Source organism: Alkalihalobacterium alkalinitrilicum, from assembly GCF_002019605.1.
GTDB classification, from domain to species: Bacteria; Bacillota; Bacilli; order Bacillales; family Bacillaceae_F; genus Alkalihalobacterium; species Alkalihalobacterium alkalinitrilicum.
This window is the reverse complement of record NZ_KV917368.1, coordinates 731,746-751,992: the sequence shown is the minus strand read 5'-3', so window position 1 is coordinate 751,992 and position 20,247 is coordinate 731,746. Positions and strand designations below refer to the sequence as shown.

Here is a 20,247-nt window from a genome sequence, read left to right as displayed (position 1 = left end):
TCTCTTTTAAACTCATACATTTCTATCTTCTTTCAGTCCTTCAATTTCTTTTTTCAACTCTACAATTTCTTTGTGTAATTCTTCGATTTTCAAGTCTTTTTCTTGGCTGGATTGTTTTCCTACAAACTTAATTACGTTGACAACCAAAGCAATCACAAACATTAAAAAAAATAGAATAACTAAAATAGTAACTAATAATCCAATATCTCCATTAACAAATGACATAACAAATACTCCTATACTTTAATTTAGGGTCTTTCCCCTAGTATGAAATATGAATTTGTAAATCTGATAGTACCATAACTTCATCATGATACCTATATCAAACTGCTTCATTAATGGAATTATAAAAAGAGATGCAACAACAATTCTTTTTATTGAGCTCCAGTTCTCAGCTTGTTTAAAATGATTGGAAGATCTTATCATCATAAACGTGGAAAGTAGTTTCTCTTCATCAAAGTCGTTAGCAATTATTACATATGTTTGACACTCTAAAGAAATAGGTTCCTGACCCCAGTGCGTACTTAGAATGTAACATGAGAACTGTCTCTATGTTTTTAAACAATCATTTTCGCTGTAATAGACTAAACGTCAGGTCAAATTTTACCACTTTATTGTGAATTCAATATAAAACCCTAATTTCAAATTACTAAGGCGCCATGAACACAAGAATGTAAATTATGGCAACAATAATAAAACATAATGCATAAAGTTTATTTGATGCAAAAGTATAACGATAAGGAACACTCATATTTACACTACTGAGTAATACCCCTGGTATCATAAAAGGAGAAATGAGTACCCCTATAACATTTCCTAAAGTTAACGAAAGTACAATAGCTTCTGGAGAGTAAGGTAGTAGAACTCCTTGTAATATTCCCCCAACAAGAACCATCGAGGCTGATGCTGGTAGTCCAAAAAACGCAAATAAGACTATTAGAAAAGGTAGTATGACTAGAAAATTAATAAAGTTATAATTAATTATTAAATGATAGATTTCCTCTATAAGAATTTGTCCAGCTCTAGATTCATTAATTGAAGAAATTAATAGTCCAGCTGATAAAAAAATTGAAACCTCTTTAGCTTTTAAAGGAATATCCGTTTTAAAATATTTTGTTACTTCTGTAAGTAGAAATTTTAGCTTTTTTTGAATTATAAAATATGTTACTGTCCAAATAATCACTACAATTGGTATGACCTTTAATAAACCCCATGAAAAATAAAAATTAAATATAAGAATACTAAAAATTAGACTAACTAGAAGGAGGAAAAACTCCAAAAGTAATCTTTTTAATACTTTTTCTTCGTTACTATTAAAAGAATAATTTACTGTTTTTCTTATTTCTACTGTTAAAGCACTTGTATTTTTCCAATTGGTTATAGCAAAAAGAATTGTTCCAATCATAATTCCTACAATAGATAATATAAATCCATGAAAAATTGTTATTTTAACAGATGCCCCTAAAGCCTCTATAGCATAGACAAAACTAGGGATACTGATAGACCAAATACTTGTTAATGCAAAACCCCTGATGATTGCTGTGTTTTTAAGGTATTCCCAAAGGGCTTTATTTTTTTCTATTTGATAACGACTTACAAACTGATAAGTAACTGGTACAGCTGCAACTAATAAAAAAAAAGAAACCACCTGAGTAACCGCCATCATACCAGCGTAAAAACTGATACTTGACCTTAAATACTTATTACTACAAACCATCACACTTTGAATGTATTTCTTTGAATTTAAAACCCAACGAACAATCGGAACAACTACCAATACAAATACCATAACACGCATTTCACTAATACCATTTAATAAAACTTCTATATCGATATTTTTTACGGTAGAAAAATAAATAGTTAATCCCATTAAACACAAAGACAAAGGTAATGCGGCTTGACGTAAAGTTAATAATACAATGGAAAAAATAAGAGTTATAATACTTATTAACGATAAAAATACATTTAACCACATCGTTTGAAACCAAATCTCTATAATTGAAAACAAAACCAAGAAACTTAGTAATAACTTAAAAATCAATATACAGAATGCCTGCATGTAAATGCCCCTCAACGCTTTTGACCATTTTTCTTATTAAATTTAAAAAGTGTTAGGATTTAACACATCTACCATTTAAACTCAATAAACGAATAAAAGGAGCAAATAAGTTTTTTTGCTCCTTTTACTCATCAATACTTTTGTTTTTCATAAAAGATACTGTGCGTTTGTTCAAAGTTGTCAATACATTCAGTATACTGCATGGTGTAACCTATATCATCAAGTCCATTTAAAAGCATTTCTTTACGATGTGGGATAATCTCATATGATATTTCTAATCCTGACTCATCATAAATTTTATTTAATTTTAAATCAACTGTTAATCGGTACTGACCAACCTTATCTATTCTTTCAAAAAAGTAATCTATTATCTTCTCTGGTAAGGTTATAGGTAGTATCCCATTTTTAAAACAGTTATTATAAAAAATATCAGCAAAGGACGGGGCGAGTAATACTTTAAATCCAAAATCACTTAACGCCCACGGGGCATGCTCCCTGGATGATCCACTACCAAAATTTTTCCGAGTTAATAGTATTGATGCATCTTGATAATGAGCTCGGTTCAAAATAAAATTTTGATTTAGCTTTCCTGAATCGTCGTATCTCCAGTTATAAAATAATATATCACCTAAGCCATCTCGTTCTATTATAGTTAAAAATTCTTTTGGTACTATAGCATCCGTATCGACATTTGCCCGATCCAAAGGTACGACAACACTGGTCACTTTTTTCAATGGTTTCATAGATTTCATCTCCTTATTCGTGAATGACCCACTCGCGTATATCAATAAACTGTCCTGCAAGAGCTGCAACTGCTGCCATCGGTGGACTGACTAAATGGGTCCTAGCATTACGACCTTGTCGTCCTTCAAAGTTTCGGTTAGATGTAGAGGCGCACCTTTCACCTGGCTCTACAATATCTGGATTCATCCCAACACACATACTGCAACCAGAGTCACGCCACTCAAATCCTGCTTCAATAAATATTTTGTCCAAGCCTTCGACTTCAGCTTCTTTCTTGACTAGTTGTGATCCAGGAACAACTAGAGCTTTTACATCCGGTGATACTTTATAACCTTTTACCATTTTTGCAGCTAATCTTAAATCTTCTAAGCGACTATTTGTACATGAACCTATAAATACTTTGTTAATTTTAATATTTTTAATTGGAGTATTTGCGTTTAATCCCATATACTCCAAGGCTTTTTCAGCGTAATATCTTTCTTCTTTATTAATCATATCCATGGGGTCAGGCACATTAGAAGAAACATTTACTACCATACCAGGGTTAGTCCCCCATGTAACTTGAGGCTCTATTATTGATGCATCAATTTCAACGGTCTTGTCATACGATGCGTCTTCATCAGTATAAAACTTTTTCCAATATTCTAACGCTTTATCAAATACTTCCCCTTTTGGAGCATATCTTTTATCTTTTATATAAGCAAAAGTAGTCTCATCTGGTGCAATAAGTCCTGCTCTCGCACCTAGTTCTATTGACATATTACAGACTGTCATTCGTTCTTCCATTGAGAGTTGTTTAATTACTTCTCCTGTATATTCAATAACATAACCAGTAGCAAAATCTGTACCAAGTGTACCTATAGTGGAAAGAATAAGGTCTTTTGCTGTCACTCCTTGAGCCAATCGTCCATTAAATCGGATTTCTAATGTTTTTGACTTATATTGTTGCAAACATTGTGTCGCTAAGACATGTTCAACCTCACTTGTACCAATCCCAAATGCTAATGCACCAAATGCACCATGAGTTGATGTGTGACTATCACCACATACAATCGTTTGTCCTGGAAGCGATAGACCAAGTTCAGGTGCAATAACATGAACGATCCCCTGGTTGGCACTTTCTAAATTATATAATTTAATACCAAATTCTTTACAATTTTCCTCCAATGCCTGAATCTGCTTTGTTGTATTTGGATCGAGATAAGGATTTTGTCTACCTGAAGTTGGAACAATGTGATCCATTGTTCCAACCGTTAATTCTGGCCGACGAACAGTTCTATTCGCTTTTCTTAATCCTGAAAATGCCATAGGAGAAGAAACCTCATGCAATAAGTGAAGGTCTATGTAAAGAATAGACGGTTTATCATTTTCTCGTATTACTTCATGAAAGTCCCAGATTTTCTCATATAATGTCTTTGCTTTCAAAAAAAAACCTCCTCTTTTCCCGATATTATATAATAATTACGTTGCCTTTCTTTTCTTATACACCTTGACAATAGGTGGGATTAAACTAATAAAGAATATAATGACTAAAACAAGACTAATCGGCCTTGATAAGAATATTGAAAAATCATCTCCAAATCTTTGATATATTCTTAATAATTCATTATCTAATAACGGTCCAAGTATTATGCCTAATATCACAGATATAATTGGATAGTCATACTTACGTAATATTACTCCTAGTACACCAAAAACAAGCATTAACTTTACATCAAACATTGATTTATTTATTGCATACGTACCAAAAATAGAAAAAACAGCAATAATTGGAATTAGAATTTTCGTAGGGATATTGATAACACGAGCTGCATAGTAACAAACGACTAATCCAACGATAAGCATGAGAGCAGAGGTTATAAATTGTGATAACATAATCCCATATACCAAAGCTTCATTTTGAACAAATAGCATAGGACCAGGAACTAACCCTTGTATCATTAATGCTCCAATTAAAACAGCAGTTGCAGTTCCACCTGGTATCCCAAGTGATAACATTGTTGCTAAAGCACCACCTTCGGAAGCATTATTAGCCGATTCGGAGCAAACAATACCATCTCGTGACCCTTTACCAAATTCCTCTGGTTTTTTTGAGAAGCGCTTGCCTTCATTATAGCTAACGACACTTGCTATAGTTGCACCCGCTCCAGGCAGTGCTCCTATGATTACACCTATAGTACTAGAACGAAAAAGAGACAATCGATACTTAACACCATCTTTAAAACCCTTAATTAGACTATTCCAACTTCCTGATTTAACACTAATATTATTTTTAGTAACATAATCTTTTTGAATCATGTATATTAATTCTGAAAAACCGACTAAACCGATTAATGCTGGAATTATAGGAATTCCATCCATTAATTCATAAAACCCGTAGGTTCCTCTAACTGCTCCTGTTGGCGTCATTCCAATTGTACCAATTAATACGCCAAATAACCCCGCAATAACCGAACGTAAAAAACTACGATGAAGTGAAGCAATGACTGTTAACCCTAAAACAGCTACCATAAATAATTCTGGCGGACCAAATTTTAATGCTAATACCACAATAAAAGGCATAACTAAAATAAGGAAAAATGATCCAATCATATTTCCGATTGAAGAAGCAGCTACAGCTACACCTAATGCTTCATTACCTTTTCCTTGCTTTGTCATAGGGTATCCGTCCAGCGTAGTTACAATTGCTTGTGGGGATCCAGGAATATTTAATAATATAGCCGAAATTGAACTTCCAAAATTCCCGCCTGCATAAACAGCTGTTAAAAATACAATAGCGACCAGAGGAGACATTGTATATGTGACTGGGAGCATCACACTAATGGATAATGCAGTACTGAATCCTGGTATTGCACCTGTAATTATGCCATATAGAAGTCCTAGTACAATTACTAATAGAATCTGCCATTGTAGCAGAAGAGATACACCGCTCATAATTCCATTTACATCAAACATGCTTCCCCTCCTCTTCTAGAAGATATTAAATACTCCTTTTGGAAGTCTAATATTTAACCACAACTCACTACTCACATACAATAAGAAAATTATTATTATTGGTACAAATATTAAAACTTTATAGGATCTTACCCCTAAAAAGAGCATCAAATATACCATGTACAGGAAAGTCATGATGATAAACCCAATATACTCTAAGAGGAATACATATATAATGGTAGAAATAGCAAAACCTATCGTTCTTGAAAAATGTATAGGTTCATCTCCTACTGGCGCATCATCTGAAACGGTTTTTTTCTTAATAGCAATATTAAAAATTTGTAATCCTATATACGTTACCGTCGCTAAGACCAATAGGTAGAAAACCGGTTTGATTAATAGGATATTAGATTCCACATGGCTAATCGGACCAAGTTGGTAAAAATAATAAAAACATCCATACGCTAATAATATTGCCGGTACTATCCAATCAACCTTTTTGAGTTTGGGCATTTTCAGATTCCTCCTTAATAGAAAATCTTACAGCCACTAGAGTAAAAGGGGATAACACAAAAGTGATAGACAAACCCACATCTAATATTCAGCTTTCCTAATACTAATAACTGCTATAGGTTATTGCTGCTTAAGGGAATGTAATTCTAATGTGTCATCCTACAACTCTCTTTTTCTATTAATTACCTTTTAGTAAATCTTTATATTGATCAACAACCTCATGAAGTTCATCCATTACTTTTTTAGAGCCCTCTTGCCCTAAATATTGAGAAATAATATCTGAACCAGTAGATTTCATATGTTCTTGGTATTCTTCACTTTCAAAAGTAAGACGATATGTTTCTACTAACTTTTCGAAAGCTTTTGGATTGTTTTCCGCAAAGGTTCGATGAACTGCTATAAAACGATTGTCACCAATATTTGGAATAGCTCCATTATCTAGAGCGTCATTAACAGGAATAGCATCTGGCCAACCTTGGAAGGGCTCACTTGATGCCACAGCAAGAACTCGTACTTCATCACCAAGAGACATATCACCGAACGCCGAACCCGTTGCTAGGTCAATATGACCACCTAACAGAGCTGTTCTTACATCTCCACCACCATCATATGTTACAACATTAATATCAACATCAAATGCATCAATAAACGCTAATCCAAAGAGTTGTGTCCCAGACCCAGGAGCTGTACCAATAGAAAGTTTACCTGGGTTATTTCTAGCATCTTCAATTAATTCTTCTAATGTTTCATATGGTGAATCAGCTTTTACTAATATGTCTGCATAATCACTTTGTTCTATATTAATAACAATAAAGTCATCTAGCGAGAAGTCAGCACCTTGAGCTAGTATATTCATACTTATAGTCGGTTGAACTCCCATAAATATGGTATTTCCATCATCCTTTGCATTTAAAAATTGTGTCGCACCTAAAATTCCACCACTCCCACCGTAATTTTCCACAATCATAGAGTGACCATCTAATTGTTTTTCCCAGTGAGAAGCTAATGATCTAGCCATTCGGTCAGTAGATCCACCTGCACTAAAAGGCAAAATTAATCTTACCGTATCTGTTGGCCATGCAGCTTCTCCCTCTTCATTTGCCTCCTCTGAGCTTTCAGAAGAACTCGTTGAGGAATCTGTTGAGGAGTTTGATGATGAATTTGTTGACGAACCTGAGGATGAACAAGCAGCTGTTAAAACTAGCAGGAGAACTAACGTTAATAATCCTATATTTTTTTTCATATTTCTACCTCCTTATTATCATAATTATTTTTCAATATTCATCTATTTGATGAATAAAATTTTTCGATTGACTTGATAGCGCTTACAATTAGATTATAAAACTAATAACACATAAGTTTAACATGATACTTTATTTCTGGCGGGCATTTATCCACTAATTAGTTTAAGTTAGTAAGTTGTCTCGAACATACTAGCGTCTACTTTGCGAACAAATGCCCTTATCTACTAGAAAATAGAAATATAGTTTAATATTTTTTCTTTAAATTATTCCGATTTCCTTTAACTTTGTAATTTGCCCTTTAGAATAGTTTAGCAAGTTTTCATAAACCTCTTCATTATGTTGACCCATTTTCGTTGGACCCGCTTCTTTTATTTCACCTGGTGTTCTACTAAGCTTTGGAACAATTCCAGGCATTTTAAATTCACCTAAAGTAGGATGGTTTACAGTTTCTATCATTTTTCGAGCTGCATACTGTGGGTCATTCACAATGTCTTTTGCACTGTAAATTTTCCCAGCTGGTACACCACTATCGGCAAGTAACTCTAACAGATCCTTTGCATTCAATGATTTTGTCCAATCATTAATAATACCATCTAACTCCTCCATGTTATTACCTCTACCAGTATGGGTAGAAAACTTTTCATCATCTGCAAGTTCTGGTTTGCCCATCGCCATTGCCAACCTTCTAAAAACTGTATCGGCATTAGCTCCGATTACAACATATCCACCATCTTTTGTATCATATATATTTGCTGGGGCTACACCAGGTAATATATTACCTGTTCTTTCTCTAACATATCCAGTTAATTCATACTCTGGGATCAACCCTTCCATCATTGCAAAAACTGCTTCATATATTGCCGTATCAACTACTTGCCCAATACCAGACCTCTCTCTTTCATGTAACGCTGCCAAACATCCTATTGTTGCATAAACCGCAGCTAATGAATCTCCAATGCTAATACCAATCCTAGTTGGAGGTCGATCTGGAAAACCAGTTACGTACCTTAATCCTCCCATTGCTTCACAAACACTTCCAAACCCTGCTCTATCACTATAAGGACCAGTTTGACCAAAACCAGTTGTTCTTAGAAAAATAATTTTAGGATTAACCTTTTTTAATGTATCGTAACCTAACCCCCACTTTTCCATTGTACCAGCTCTAAAATTCTCTAATACAATATCAGCATTTGCTACTAGATCTAAAAAGACTTGTTGCCCTTCTTTTTCTCTTAAATTTAGGGTAATAGACTTTTTATTTCTAGATTGAATTGGCCATAACAACCCTTCCCCATTCACTTGCTGTCCCCATTTTCTCATAGGATCTTCTCTATCTGGTGTTTCAATTTTTATAACTTCTGCTCCAAAATCTCCGAGTAACCTACCTGTAAAAGGTCCTGCAAGTAATGAACCAAGCTCTAAAACACGAATATCACTTAATGCACCCATAAAAGCTACCTCCTTAATATATTGTATACAATGTTGATTTTTTAGTAAATATTTTGAATTGTTAATTAATTTGTTATTTGTAGTATTACACACGATAAGTAAGAGGTCAATACTTTTTTTCGATACTTTAAAAACAATAAATTACATTCTATTTGTAATGATTGTATACAATCTACTTTATTTTCTGATACATTATTTTTGTGTTGTTTTTTGTTTTATATTGATGTAACTTTGTTTAGTAACTACTTAATTCATAAAAATTAAAATTTTAAGAGAACTAAAACAACACAGTATAGGAGATGAGCAGTATGGATGCTTATTCTATTATTAGAATGGAAATACTAAATGGCGACCTCAAACCTGGCGAAAGACTCCGAGAAGAAATGCTAGCAAAAAAATTAAATATTAGTCGTACACCTATTCGTGAAGCTATCAGAAAATTAACAGTTGAAGGACTACTTTTATACAGTCCTAATCGAGGTGTTACAGTAAGGAGTTATACAATTGAGGATGTTCGAGACACTTACAATCTTCGCGCCTTAATCGAAGGACATGCAGCTTCTTTAGCGGCGAGCAATCCAAAGAGACATGAACTACTGAGCGCTCTTGAAAGAGCCAATGAAAATTACCAAAATGCTATAGAATCTAGATTTAACAGCGGCGAAAAAGAAACAGAATTAATAGTAAAAGCAAATCAAGAATTCCACGATACAATCATCACTATGTCTCAAAACAGCTATATTAAAAAAATACTGCATTCCTTAGTTGCAATCCCAGTTATTTTTCGGGGCTTTCATCGGTTTGAAAAAGAGGAGTTATTAACATCTAACCTTCATCACAATCAAATTTTAAAGGCAATTAAAAATGGCGATCCTTACCAAGCCCAAGTACTTATGGCAACACATTTATATCACGGGCGCGATTATGTTTTACACCACAACCAGAAAGTTTACTTAAAATAGACCTATTACTTAGTTAGGTCTATTTTTTTAATCTTTTATCACACCTAAAATTGTATACATTTTTAATAATCTAAAAATCTACAAATTAGTATTTACGCTATTTAACAGCATAAATTTTAAAAAATAAAATAAACCCCTTTACAACAAATTGAATATTGTATACAATTTTAAGTAGGTTTAAATATATAGAATTTTCCGTATACTCTTAGTGTTAACATTTTTTAGGAGGGTGATAAATTAAATGATCCATATTAGTGAGGTTGGACCACGTGATGGTTTACAAAATGAAAAAAAAATTTTACCTATCGAGACAAAAGTAAAACTAATTAACCAACTAGTTAATGCGGGTATTAAAAAAGTTGAATGTGTTTCTTTTGTAAATCCTAAAATTGTTAAACAAATGGCCGATGCCGAAGATGTTTTAAAACAAATTGAAAGAGATCCGAGTGTATCTTATGGCGGGCTAGTCCTCAGTCAATCAGGGGTAGAACGAGCATTAAAGACAGAAGTCGACTTTTTAAATGTTGCTATGGCCTCAAGTGATACTTTTAATTTAAAGAATTCAAAAAGGACAGTTGAGGATTCCCTCAAAGAGTTATCAAAAGTTATACATGATGGTGTAACTTCAGGAATTAAAATGATCGGGGTTGTAGGTACTTCATTCGGGTGTCCATACGAAGGAAGAGTTTCTCAAAATAAAGTATTAAAAATTGCTGAGAAATTCTTAGAAGTAGGTTGTAAAGAAATAACTTTTGCTGACACTACAGGTATGGCGAATCCTAATCAAGTTAGTGAGCTGGTCGATGAATTTTATACTACTTTTGGAAAAGAAATAACACTAGCACTTCATTTCCATAATACTAGAGGATTAGGTCTTGCGAATACTTTGGCTGGATATCAGGCTGGTGTTAGGCATTTCGATTCATCGGTAGGTGGATTAGGAGGATGTCCGTTTGCTCCCAAAGCAGTTGGTAATGTATGTACTGAAGATATGGTAAACATGTTTCACCAAATGGGTATAGAAACTGGAACCAATTTAGATAAATTGATAGAGATTGCTCAATGGTTAGAAGTCGAAATTGGACATGAGCTTGATGGTATGCTAATGAAAGCTGGAAGTAGTTGAACTTACTAAACATAGTCTTACCATAAGTAAAAGTTTTCACCGTAAAATTATTTGTATGATGACATTTACTTGTAGCTTGAATAACGATAATGACTTTGATCTTCTCGAGTGTTTTGGAACAATAAGGATATATAAGGGTGGCTTCTTTTAGGTAGCAATTTTTATAACTGAAAAGACATCGAACAAAACTTGCATTGATACTGTCCTTTATTTCCATTATTGCTGTTTTTTCAGTCGGTTTTTCAAACAAATTCTTACCAATTAATAAGGTAAGTATGAAAAGTGGTCTGTTCCAGTAGCCTTGCATCGATGTAGTTATTTTGAATATATGTATTATTTTTATAATTAGTTTGACGAGTAAAATGAAAAACGGTGAACAGGGTATCAATAAGACCTTGTTCCCTTTTTTTTCCTTATTTTAATAATTCCCTAGTTTTCTCTCATTTTTTCTCTTACTTTTATTGGTTTTTTCTTTTATCAAAGCAACATTTCCAAACGATGGTGTTTTTTTCTCGATTGGGATAGGGACTTTCTGTCTCCCTTTCGATTTTCTCTTCTTTTTTAATCGTAATGCCTTTTTAAATGAACTGACAGTTTTATAAAGGTAGGTTTGTAGTATTCGAAAGAATTCCCATGGCGTCTTTTCAAAATTAGCCTCTAGCTTAACAATGAGTGAAAGCCAATATGCTATAAGGGCTAGAAACATCTTATTCCAGATACCCTGCGGCTTCGTACTCCAGATCTTTGTTAATGTAAGATGTTGCTTAATCCATTTTAAAAATAATTCAATGACCCAACGATATCGAAAATGTCCATTACTTGTTGGTCGAACGATTTTATCTGGAAATGCGATGTCTGGTGAGACAACTTTTAATCTTGTATGCATTTTCACGGCATTATGACCTTTTGAAATAAATGCCCAGTCACATAATTGTTCTGGCAATCGAATTTCCGTAGAATCAACGATACTTAATCGTCCAATTCCGTCTGGTAATCCTTTATTCGATTGGGTTAGTTGCTTGATCTTCTGAACCACTTTAATAAAAAGTTTCTGAACAAATTCTGTTGGAAGATCATTGATACGTCTGCTAAGCTGAGAGCCACTGATTTCAGAAACACCAATCTCTTTCCCCTTAGCTTCGGATAAGCAGCTAGTTTTTCTTCCATGTGAGAATACGAACTCCATTGATCTAACTGTGCAGCTACAAAAATCTTTAATAAAGATTTTGTAGAAAGCTTATACTTCCCGTAATCTATCAGAGGACATTCGAAATCCTCCATCGGAAGTAAAGATAAACATTGACAAATGAGTATTTCGCGACCTATACTTTTATTACTCAATGTGAAAACTCCTTTGTAGAAGACTTGTTTGTTTAAGGGAACAAAACAAGGTTACCAACTTCTACAATAGGAGTTTTTTTCTTTGTCTGTAAATACTATAATATTACTTTTCTGTAACTTTTTTAAAGTCATGCAAGGCTACTGGGTCTGTTCCCCAACACGTTAATGCTTTAATAACGTGAGGGACAGGGACAGACCACTTCCCTAGCGAAGTTTGCCTATCGATTTGTTGAAATTTCGAGTAATTGTATATATAAGTTAACAGCAAAAGGTTATATAGGGACTTATCCTTTATTTGCTTTTTTCGACATTATTCGGGTGGTCATAGGAGATTGCGCCCAAGAAATAGAAAAGGAGATTATTCATTTTTTTACTCAGTACAAGGGGGATTTTTATACTGTATTTCCTGATGTGTTAAGTGGAAAGAAGGACAAATTTGACCTAGAAGAGCCAGATGATTTTACTGTTTGGAAAGATTTATTAGAAGACTTAGCAGAATTATTCATTGTCTCTATTATCTTGGTGAACATGGATATCTGGTTGGATATTACGGCTTATGTGATTGGTGCCTCGTGGGCGCCTTTACCATAATTTGAAATCGAGCACCTGCCTAGTCAGCTCCCAATAATTCACCTCATTACAAAGATCGTACTTACCCATCAAATAAGAGGTGTCCTTCTCTCCTTTTACAATATAAATTTATTCCTTTTTCCTTTAATTTTCATTTACTTTTGTTCATATAAGACTAATGAAGCTTGTTGAAACTGTTTCTTTTTGTGATTATTACACTCACCTCTTAAAGTAGCCTTCCCCCACCACAGTAGAGCTTTATTGTGTCGGGGTCAGGCACCTTCCTCAGTTACTTTAAAAGATGTTTCGCTTTTTCTTACGTTCTATTAAATGATGCAATGGCATCGTCAGACCTTTGTTCAAATAGAACATCCACTCAAACGTATACATGTGCATTATAAACTTGATTTGTACAAGCGGTCATAATAAGAGTGAGCAGCAATATCTCCATCATCTTCTATTGTTTCATTTAGTCATATTCCCTTTCATCTGCTCAACCACTAACTTTTTCAACTCATTTTCATTAAATGGCACAATGACATTTTCCGCTAGTTCTCGCTTGTCTTCTAATAACTGATGCATAAGTTGTTCGACTGTGCCTTGTGGGAAGTTCTCCGAATCTTGGGTAATAATATGATAGACATAGACGTCCTTTTGTTGTCCAATTCTATAAGCCCTGTCGGTTGCTTGATTTTCTACTGCTGGGTTCCACCAGCGAGTATAATGGATCACATGGTTAGCGCTTGTAATAGTTAACCCAACACCTGCTGCTTTTGGAGAAAGGAGCATCACACCAAAACCCGAGGATTCATTAAATAGTTTCACGACATTTTGCCGATTTTTTGTGTCCCCATCAATAATTGGAACAGATATCCCATATCGCTGCATAAATGTCCTTTTTAAGATAGAGTGTATTTTTCGGAACTCCGTAAAGATAATGACCTTTTCATTTTTACTTTTTACATCATCCAGAATTTCAAGTACTTTCTGAAGTTTAGGAACTTGGTCTGTAGGTGCCTCCTCGTATTGGGGAACTGCCGCGCCTGGATGACCATATAATTGCCTTAAGCGCATGAGCATATTGAGTATAGCAACTTGGCCCATTTCCTTTGTCATGATCATCGAACGAGCAATATCTTTTTGAATAGAAGATGCTTCTACTAACTCAGGTTCTTTAATGTACTTATCAGGTAACTTTCCTTTTAATACTTCCTCTTTCGTTCGTCGTAAATAAAAGGCTTGCAGCTTTTCTAGCAATCCATCATAATTTCCTGACTCCACAAACTGCATTCTGAAATCTTTCAAAGATTCTAAGTATCCTGGCTGAACAAAGTCCATAATCGACCAAAGCTCATCCAAGCTATTTTCAACAGGAGTTCCCGTCATCGCTAGTCGAAAATCGGCTTGCATCGCTCGTAATGCTCGTGATCGTTGACTTGAGTGTGATTTCACATTTTGAGCCTCATCACAAATAATGGCCTTAAATTTAACTTTACCTAACACTAATTGATCGATTTTCAATGTATCATAGCTCGTAAATACAAGGCCGTAAGAAGAAATATGTTCCGCTGATTTTAAGCGCCCACTGCCTTTATGGATATAAATTTCCTTCGTTAAACTCGGGGCAAATTTCCGAATTTCTTCTACCCAGTTCTCAATTAATGCGATGGGTAGAACAATTAAGGTTGGAGTGAGTTGCTGTAATTTATGCTTCTTAAGTAAATATGTTATCACTTGAATCGTCTTTCCAAGTCCCATATCATCGGCTAACAAGCCACCACGTTTTTGTGCTTCTAACGTACAAATCCAACGGTACCCCTCTTCTTGGTGTGGAAAGAGATCCGCTTGCAATGTTTCGGGTAACTCAGCTTCAATTAATTGTAATCTATTTTCAGACTTTAATTCATAATCTAATTCTTGTTCATTGTCTTTAATATCTAAGGCATACTGTTGTTTAATTTTGTTTTCTTCATCTTCTTCCACTTCAAGCAATGCTTTGCGTAGAGTAGGATCTAAATAAATCCACTTTCCCTCATGTTGGACATACTGTTGATCTGGATGTTGTAGCATTAAATCTTTTAAAAACTCTTCATCATAAGGATAAGATTTGCCTGTTTCTTCATCAAACCAAGAATAACCAGACCCTTCTTTATAAGTTGGCCGAACTTTTTCAATTGGAATCAATCCACGAACTCGTTCCGAAAATTGTTCAACATCAAATTGATAATCATGCTCAGGAAGAACGGCCAATGGATTTTCAAAAAATAATGGAACTTCTTCTCCAGTAATATGACGCTTTTCTGATATTTTACTTAAATCGTTACTTACTTTTGTTGTCCTGGCAAAACGTTCGCGCTCCATTCCCTCTTTAAAGCTCGTGATTGAAGATGGAGCGTTTAATGCGATGGTTTCTTTTTCACTTTCTCCTGACGCAACTAATTCAATATGTGCTGGATGATGTACCTTTACATCTAGCCCATACGTATCTAACACATGAAACGATTCTTTTTGTAAAAAGTCTTCCATATTCAAATTTGCTTCTTCAGCTAACTTTTGACAGATCGCTATTTTTTGATAGCCATTTTCAAAGTCTTCGTTCAGTGCTTTTTTAACTTTGTATACACGTTGCGGAAGAAGATTCAGCTCTCCATCCATTTCAAATAAAGCCCCTGCACCATTTGCGACTCGATTGAAATTTTGTCCGGTTTCAGTCTTTAAATGAAGAGAGAGGTCCCCTTCATCTGGTAAAGAATTCAGTTTCAGTTCACCATTCATTTTCATTTCTTCTATTGGTAAGCCAAGTGAGGAAAGTAAGTCACTTCCATCATCATCTTGTAATAGTTCATAGTAGAGATCGTATGGAATCAGTTCGTTGTCAATGAAATCTGCTTCAAATAATTCTTCCCATTTTACATAACTTAGGAAGCCAGGTACTTTATAGAGTTGCTCAATTTCTTCCCTTGAAAGTGGAATGGACAACTCTGTTTCCTTCTTCCCCTCTACTAATTGAAAAGATATCTTGACTCCTTCTTCCTTAGGAGTCAAGTTGACCCTCATCTCTTTCTGCTTCTTTTTGAGAAAGAACACGTCGATTAACCTCCCATCCTAGATTTGTTTTTAACCAAGCATCAAATTTAAATTGCCAACCAGCGTTATGGCTAAGCCATCCACCTCGAATAATTAGATTCTTATCCATTAATAATGAACGCTTCACTTCTTTCGGTTCAATCCAGGAATTTTCATATTTTTCTTTTTCGGCCAACATTTTATCAATCATGGGCTGAAAATGCCTTTCAAAAGTAGAAGGAGAATAAACATATACAGCACCCGCTCCCAAAACTTCCATAACGACTACATCAGGGAAATACATAATCAATGTTTTTCGATTATCTGTAATCACGACATCCTCTAATAGAAAAAGAAACTTGCTCCAATACTTGAAGCGTTCATGGTTTTGATTCACGTTTCCAAAGAAATCCTTAATTTCTCTTTGTAATATCCACTGCCTAAAGCGACGCTTTTCCTCATCACCGACTTCTTTCCATAACATCGGCTTTCTTCGGTATGTTTTCATTTTTTCATAGATCAATAAACCGAGATCTTTAACATAGTTCAATCTGCACTGATGAATTAAACGGTCTACCATCCACTGCCTGTCTTTACTCGTTCCCTCATTGAAAAACTTCTTATAAATTTCTTTTTCCTTAATAAAAAAGTCTTCATTGGCATCTTTTAAAATTTCAAGTAATACCTCTTTAAAAAATGGTTGATTTTCTGTTAAATAATAGTTTTCTAAAAATTTCACAATACTTTGATCTTGTCGATTAGCTTCATTAGCCATTTGCTGTTTCGGTTGTTTACTTAAAAGAAAATCTCTCCAAAGTCTTTTTTGTTCTGGCGTCATCTTTCGTTCAAGACGTTCCCGGTGATGATCATACGAAAATTTGATTGTCGGTTGAATGCTATCGAGGTCACACGTTCTGTATAATACATCTACCATTACACGAAATATTCGACGTTCATCTTTCGCAATGCCATATACATGTCTTAATAAATGCGATCTCCACTTCTCCTCCAGTTCATTTTCGTAAGAATATGGTAATAGCATTTTTTCTTTTTTTGTTAATGTACCGACCCATTCTTGAAAATTGCCTTCAGCTTGTTGTAGTGCTTGAAAGTTTCTCTTGATTTTCTCAAGGCGCCCTTCAAATTTTTTCTGATCCCATCGTCGATCTCTTAATTGAATATTTTTTAGCTTTTCTTGTTTAATCCAGGACTGTAGTTGAAACGGCTGATATTCATATCTCAATCTTCCGTCACCAGCCTCTCAATTTCTCTAATCGCTTCATCATCCTTTAAGCGGAATAAAAATTCTACACGCCTTGATGCATCTGGATCATACTTACCTGCATTATCATACAGCGGTTGACTGAAGCTACGTCCATTCACTGTAAGAAACCGTTGAGCCGTTTCTTTTTCAGCAAACTCAGGGAATTCGTCATCATAAATATATTGAAGAACAGAGTAAGCCCGTGATTGCGAAAGGTCCATATTATACATATAGGTCCCTTTCTTATCCGTATGTCCTTCAATAATAATCGTCGCAATTTCCTCTTGAAACCTGTCCTTCAATAATATTCCTAAATACTGAGGAATAAACTCTTTGAGAAACTTTTCCCCTTCTGATGAAATGGTTGCCGAGTTCGTTTCAAATAGGATATTACCAGGGAAGCGAATAGCTCCTGTTTCTTGATCAATCGATATTTGCAAATCCGACTCTTGAAAGGCATCTGTTAAAGATTTAATAATTTCTGTCTTAATGCTAATAATTTCTTCAATTTGCTTTTCTTTAGCCTCTAGTAATTCTCTGTAATCTAAAATAACCAACGTAAGTAAAAGAGCAAAAACCATCAGCATGGCACTCATTAAATCGGCATATGACATCCAATAGTTCGTTTCTCCACGCTTTTTATTTCTCATGATCTACTCACTTCACTTTTATTAGCTAAAATATCACCTAACTCTTCTAGACCGTCCACTAGATCTTCTTGAATTTCACGATAATGATTGATCAAGTTACTGACCTCAGATACCGCATCCGTTAATGTTTTATCAAAGTGTTCATACGTTTTTGTTAACCCTGTATCAATATTTTCTGAGAATCCTTTTAAAGAAACATCTAATGATTCACGAGTAGCAGCAAATTGCTCTTTCGTTGTAGACCAATGACGTTCCATTTGTCCGATTTGTTCATTCATATTGCCCATATACATTCTTGTTGTTTCTAATGCATCTGTAATCGTTTTCGTTGTCCCTGATTTTAACTCGACTAATTCAGGAAGTAACTCTTTTTGTGTAGAGGTCATGTGATACAGCTGCTCTTTCAGATGATCAATATTTCCAACCACTTCTGTTAAACCTGGAGCAATTGGAGTTAGCGTTCGAACAACCTCTTTTACACTTTCAAGTAAACGATCCGACTCATGAAGTGAATGGACTTGCTTATCGAGAGACTCTGAGAATTTCGCTGTCATTTCACGGTAGGTAGATGCCATCTCAGTTGAAAATTGAACCAACTGATTTAGCATATCTTCATGACGTTTTTCAACCTTTTCATTAAATTGATTAAATCCTTCTGAAATTTTCTCATACTTCTCTGCTAGCATTTTGTTGCTATTCATAACTTCTTGATGAATAGGAAGCTGATCTTGTGATAACTGTTGAATCGTTTGGATCGTTGACCCTAATTGATTCATATGATTAGATGTTGCTTGATAACTTTCTCTCATTTCATCTAATTCTGAACTGACTTTTTCAAAATGAGCAAACATTTTTTCCGTTTGTTTCGCTGTTTCCTGTTGTCGCTCTTCAGTAGCTGAAAAATTCGTTACCATATGCTCAATGGTTGTCATCATTTGCTCTTGCATCGATTTAGTATCTTGAATCAGACTACTAAACTCATTGATTGATTTTTCAGTACCTCCAGTAACTTGCTCTACTAATTGATTCGCAATATCACTTCCACTTTGTTTCGTTAGTTCCAGTTGTGATTCTAAAAGTTTCGTTTGTGTAGAAATCCCATCTTGTAAGTGACCAAATTGATGATTCAATTCACCAAAGGCATCTTTTACATGACCATTCGATTGCTGTATCGTACTAACTACAGGTTGCATTGCTTTTTCTAATGCGTCCGTAAGTAACGTTTTTAAATGATCGGCTTGACTCTTTGAAATTTTTTCTAAACGATTTAAAAATAATTCTTCATCATCAGTACTTAAGAGATAGTCCATTCGTTCTGTATGCCAATCAATATGTGCTTCCATTCGACTGCTAAAAATACGGTCAAAAGTAATCCATAAAATAGAAAGAACAACCCCGAAGACTGACGTATAGAAAGCCACTTTCATCCCTGCTAATAATCCATCAATTCCCGTTCTTAATTCATCGGTATTTCCAGTATTCAAATCGGTTAATCCAGTAGAAAGACCTATAAATGTTCCAAGTACCCCAATACTGACACAAACTCCAGCGCCCACATCCATAAATGAGCGATAACCCATACGATGTAAAAGAATATCAAATCCGAAGAAAGGCTCTACCTTTATCCGTTCATCTTCACTTTTCTCACTCACACGCTCATAATAACGGTTCCACTGCTCTTTATATCTTGACTTACGTATATTCGCAAATATATCATTCATCTGCTTATCTAAAGCAGCAGCTTCTTCATTAGAAAGTCGATGAAGTGGCTCAATTTGCTTCTTGATCTTTTTCATTACGTTCATTTCTCTAACCATAAAATATGCCGTAATTCCAACCATTAAGACAAATAATAAAAGCTGAAAAAATAAATACATATTCGTAAATCCAGATAATCCTATATCTTTAATACTTCCAAAAAATTCTTCAAATAAGCTGAACACCATCTATCACCCTTTTTTCTAATAGATAACTATAATACTAATAGTATACTCCCAAAAAAGTGACAATAATAGGGATTAATTTGAAATGGTGCTAGTTGGCAATCTGGATAAAAGGACATGTATATACCACAAATACACTGCATGTAGAAATAGTAAGAGAGCAATTTCAACTTTTACTTAGTGCTTAATTAACAATGAAAGTTTGTAAATTTCAAGTTTTAATAAGTACTCATATATTTCTTGTGAAAATACACCATCTGTTCCTTCTAACCACGATTAATCGTAAGTCATAGCGAAATTCAATGTCTTTTCTTTTACTTTCTTCCACAAGAAAAGGATAACATTCAAAGTAGATTGTGATAAAATTTACAATTTCTTTAAA

The 20,247-nt window shown here is 34.5% G+C and carries 16 protein-coding genes; 3 read left to right on the top strand and 13 right to left on the bottom strand.

Annotated features, from left to right (window positions below; genetic code table 11):
- Positions 1–12: 12 nt before the first annotated feature.
- The 8 genes from BK574_RS03595 to BK574_RS03560 form a co-directional block, all read right to left on the bottom strand.
- Positions 13–225 carry a hypothetical protein gene (locus BK574_RS03595; RefSeq protein ID WP_078427544.1) on the bottom strand — a complete coding sequence of 71 codons (213 nt, stop codon included), beginning with the start codon at positions 223–225 and terminating at the stop codon, positions 13–15.
- 424 nt (positions 226–649) lie between these two features.
- Positions 650–1,975 carry a hypothetical protein gene (locus tag BK574_RS03590; RefSeq protein ID WP_218970534.1) on the bottom strand — a complete coding sequence of 442 codons (1,326 nt, stop codon included), beginning with the start codon at positions 1,973–1,975 and terminating at the stop codon, positions 650–652.
- A gap of 215 nt (positions 1,976–2,190) precedes the next feature.
- Positions 2,191–2,802, bottom strand: a complete 612-nt coding sequence (gene leuD, locus BK574_RS03585; RefSeq protein ID WP_078427542.1) for a 3-isopropylmalate dehydratase small subunit — start codon at positions 2,800–2,802, stop codon at positions 2,191–2,193.
- Between the two features lie 13 nt (positions 2,803–2,815).
- Positions 2,816–4,228 (bottom strand): 3-isopropylmalate dehydratase large subunit, encoded by a 1,413-nt coding sequence (leuC, locus tag BK574_RS03580; RefSeq protein ID WP_078427541.1) that lies wholly within the window; start codon positions 4,226–4,228, stop codon positions 2,816–2,818.
- Between the two features lie 36 nt (positions 4,229–4,264).
- On the bottom strand, positions 4,265–5,758 hold the full coding sequence (locus BK574_RS03575; RefSeq protein WP_078427540.1) for a tripartite tricarboxylate transporter permease: 1,494 nt from the start codon (positions 5,756–5,758) through the stop codon (positions 4,265–4,267).
- Positions 5,759–5,773: 15 nt separating this feature from the next.
- Positions 5,774–6,250 (bottom strand): tripartite tricarboxylate transporter TctB family protein, encoded by a 477-nt coding sequence (locus BK574_RS03570; protein WP_078427539.1) that lies wholly within the window; start codon positions 6,248–6,250, stop codon positions 5,774–5,776.
- 178 nt (positions 6,251–6,428) lie between these two features.
- Positions 6,429–7,493, bottom strand: a complete 1,065-nt coding sequence (locus BK574_RS03565) for a tripartite tricarboxylate transporter substrate binding protein (RefSeq protein ID WP_078427538.1) — start codon at positions 7,491–7,493, stop codon at positions 6,429–6,431.
- Positions 7,494–7,752: 259 nt separating this feature from the next.
- Positions 7,753–8,943 (bottom strand): CaiB/BaiF CoA transferase family protein, encoded by a 1,191-nt coding sequence (locus BK574_RS03560; RefSeq protein WP_078427537.1) that lies wholly within the window; start codon positions 8,941–8,943, stop codon positions 7,753–7,755.
- Positions 8,944–9,251: 308 nt separating this feature from the next.
- Between BK574_RS03560 and BK574_RS03555 the strand changes: the two genes are divergently transcribed.
- Entirely contained in the window at positions 9,252–9,905 is a 654-nt protein-coding gene (locus BK574_RS03555; protein WP_158211516.1) for a GntR family transcriptional regulator, read from the top strand.
- Between the two features lie 241 nt (positions 9,906–10,146).
- Positions 10,147–11,031, top strand: coding sequence for a hydroxymethylglutaryl-CoA lyase (locus BK574_RS03550; RefSeq protein WP_078427535.1), 885 nt, complete (start codon positions 10,147–10,149; stop codon positions 11,029–11,031).
- Between the two features lie 418 nt (positions 11,032–11,449).
- Here the strand turns inward: BK574_RS03550 and BK574_RS03545 are convergent, their stop codons facing one another.
- Positions 11,450–12,217 carry a transposase gene (locus BK574_RS03545; protein WP_142247882.1) on the bottom strand — a complete coding sequence of 256 codons (768 nt, stop codon included), beginning with the start codon at positions 12,215–12,217 and terminating at the stop codon, positions 11,450–11,452.
- Between the two features lie 473 nt (positions 12,218–12,690).
- Here BK574_RS03545 and BK574_RS03540 point away from each other — a divergent pair, with 473 nt between their 5' ends.
- Positions 12,691–12,963, top strand: coding sequence for a hypothetical protein (locus BK574_RS03540; RefSeq protein ID WP_142247881.1), 273 nt, complete (start codon positions 12,691–12,693; stop codon positions 12,961–12,963).
- Positions 12,964–13,407: 444 nt separating this feature from the next.
- On the opposite strand, the gene BK574_RS03535 is transcribed toward BK574_RS03540, so the two are convergent.
- From BK574_RS03535 to BK574_RS03520, 4 genes are read right to left on the bottom strand one after another with little or no spacing between them, the layout of a single operon-like run.
- The gene (locus tag BK574_RS03535) at positions 13,408–15,987 is read right to left on the bottom strand and encodes a DEAD/DEAH box helicase (protein WP_238457938.1); all 2,580 of its coding nucleotides are present in this window, start codon (positions 15,985–15,987) and stop codon (positions 13,408–13,410) included.
- Positions 15,977–17,251, bottom strand: a complete 1,275-nt coding sequence (locus BK574_RS03530; RefSeq protein ID WP_078427532.1) for a hypothetical protein — start codon at positions 17,249–17,251, stop codon at positions 15,977–15,979. The genes BK574_RS03535 and BK574_RS03530 overlap by 11 nt, the downstream gene beginning before the upstream one ends.
- On the bottom strand, positions 17,248–17,922 hold the full coding sequence (locus BK574_RS03525; protein ID WP_078427531.1) for an OmpA/MotB family protein: 675 nt from the start codon (positions 17,920–17,922) through the stop codon (positions 17,248–17,250). Before BK574_RS03525 ends, BK574_RS03530 begins: the two co-directional genes overlap by 4 nt.
- The gene (locus BK574_RS03520) at positions 17,919–19,865 is read right to left on the bottom strand and encodes a MotA/TolQ/ExbB proton channel family protein (RefSeq protein ID WP_238457937.1); all 1,947 of its coding nucleotides are present in this window, start codon (positions 19,863–19,865) and stop codon (positions 17,919–17,921) included. The genes BK574_RS03525 and BK574_RS03520 overlap by 4 nt, the downstream gene beginning before the upstream one ends.
- Between the last annotated feature and the right edge of the window lie 382 nt (positions 19,866–20,247).

Excerpts from the sequence above, each read along its gene's own strand:
- BK574_RS03595 (WP_078427544.1), bottom strand. The coding sequence starts at position 225 with ATGTCATTTGTTAATGGAGATATTGGATTATTAGTTACTATTTTAGTT.
- BK574_RS03590 (WP_218970534.1), bottom strand. The coding sequence starts at position 1,975 with ATGTGGTTAAATGTATTTTTATCGTTAATAAGTATTATAACTCTTATT.
- leuD (WP_078427542.1), bottom strand. The coding sequence starts at position 2,802 with ATGAAACCATTGAAAAAAGTGACCAGTGTTGTCGTACCTTTGGATCGG.
- BK574_RS03575 (WP_078427540.1), bottom strand. The coding sequence starts at position 5,758 with ATGTTTGATGTAAATGGAATTATGAGCGGTGTATCTCTTCTGCTACAA.
- BK574_RS03570 (WP_078427539.1), bottom strand. The coding sequence starts at position 6,250 with ATGCCCAAACTCAAAAAGGTTGATTGGATAGTACCGGCAATATTATTA.
- BK574_RS03565 (WP_078427538.1), bottom strand. The coding sequence starts at position 7,493 with ATGAAAAAAAATATAGGATTATTAACGTTAGTTCTCCTGCTAGTTTTA.
- BK574_RS03560 (WP_078427537.1), bottom strand. The coding sequence starts at position 8,943 with ATGGGTGCATTAAGTGATATTCGTGTTTTAGAGCTTGGTTCATTACTT.
- BK574_RS03555 (WP_158211516.1), top strand. The coding sequence starts at position 9,252 with ATGGATGCTTATTCTATTATTAGAATGGAAATACTAAATGGCGACCTC.
- BK574_RS03550 (WP_078427535.1), top strand. The coding sequence starts at position 10,147 with ATGATCCATATTAGTGAGGTTGGACCACGTGATGGTTTACAAAATGAA.
- BK574_RS03545 (WP_142247882.1), bottom strand. The coding sequence starts at position 12,217 with ATGGAGTTCGTATTCTCACATGGAAGAAAAACTAGCTGCTTATCCGAA.
- BK574_RS03525 (WP_078427531.1), bottom strand. The coding sequence starts at position 17,922 with ATGAGAAATAAAAAGCGTGGAGAAACGAACTATTGGATGTCATATGCC.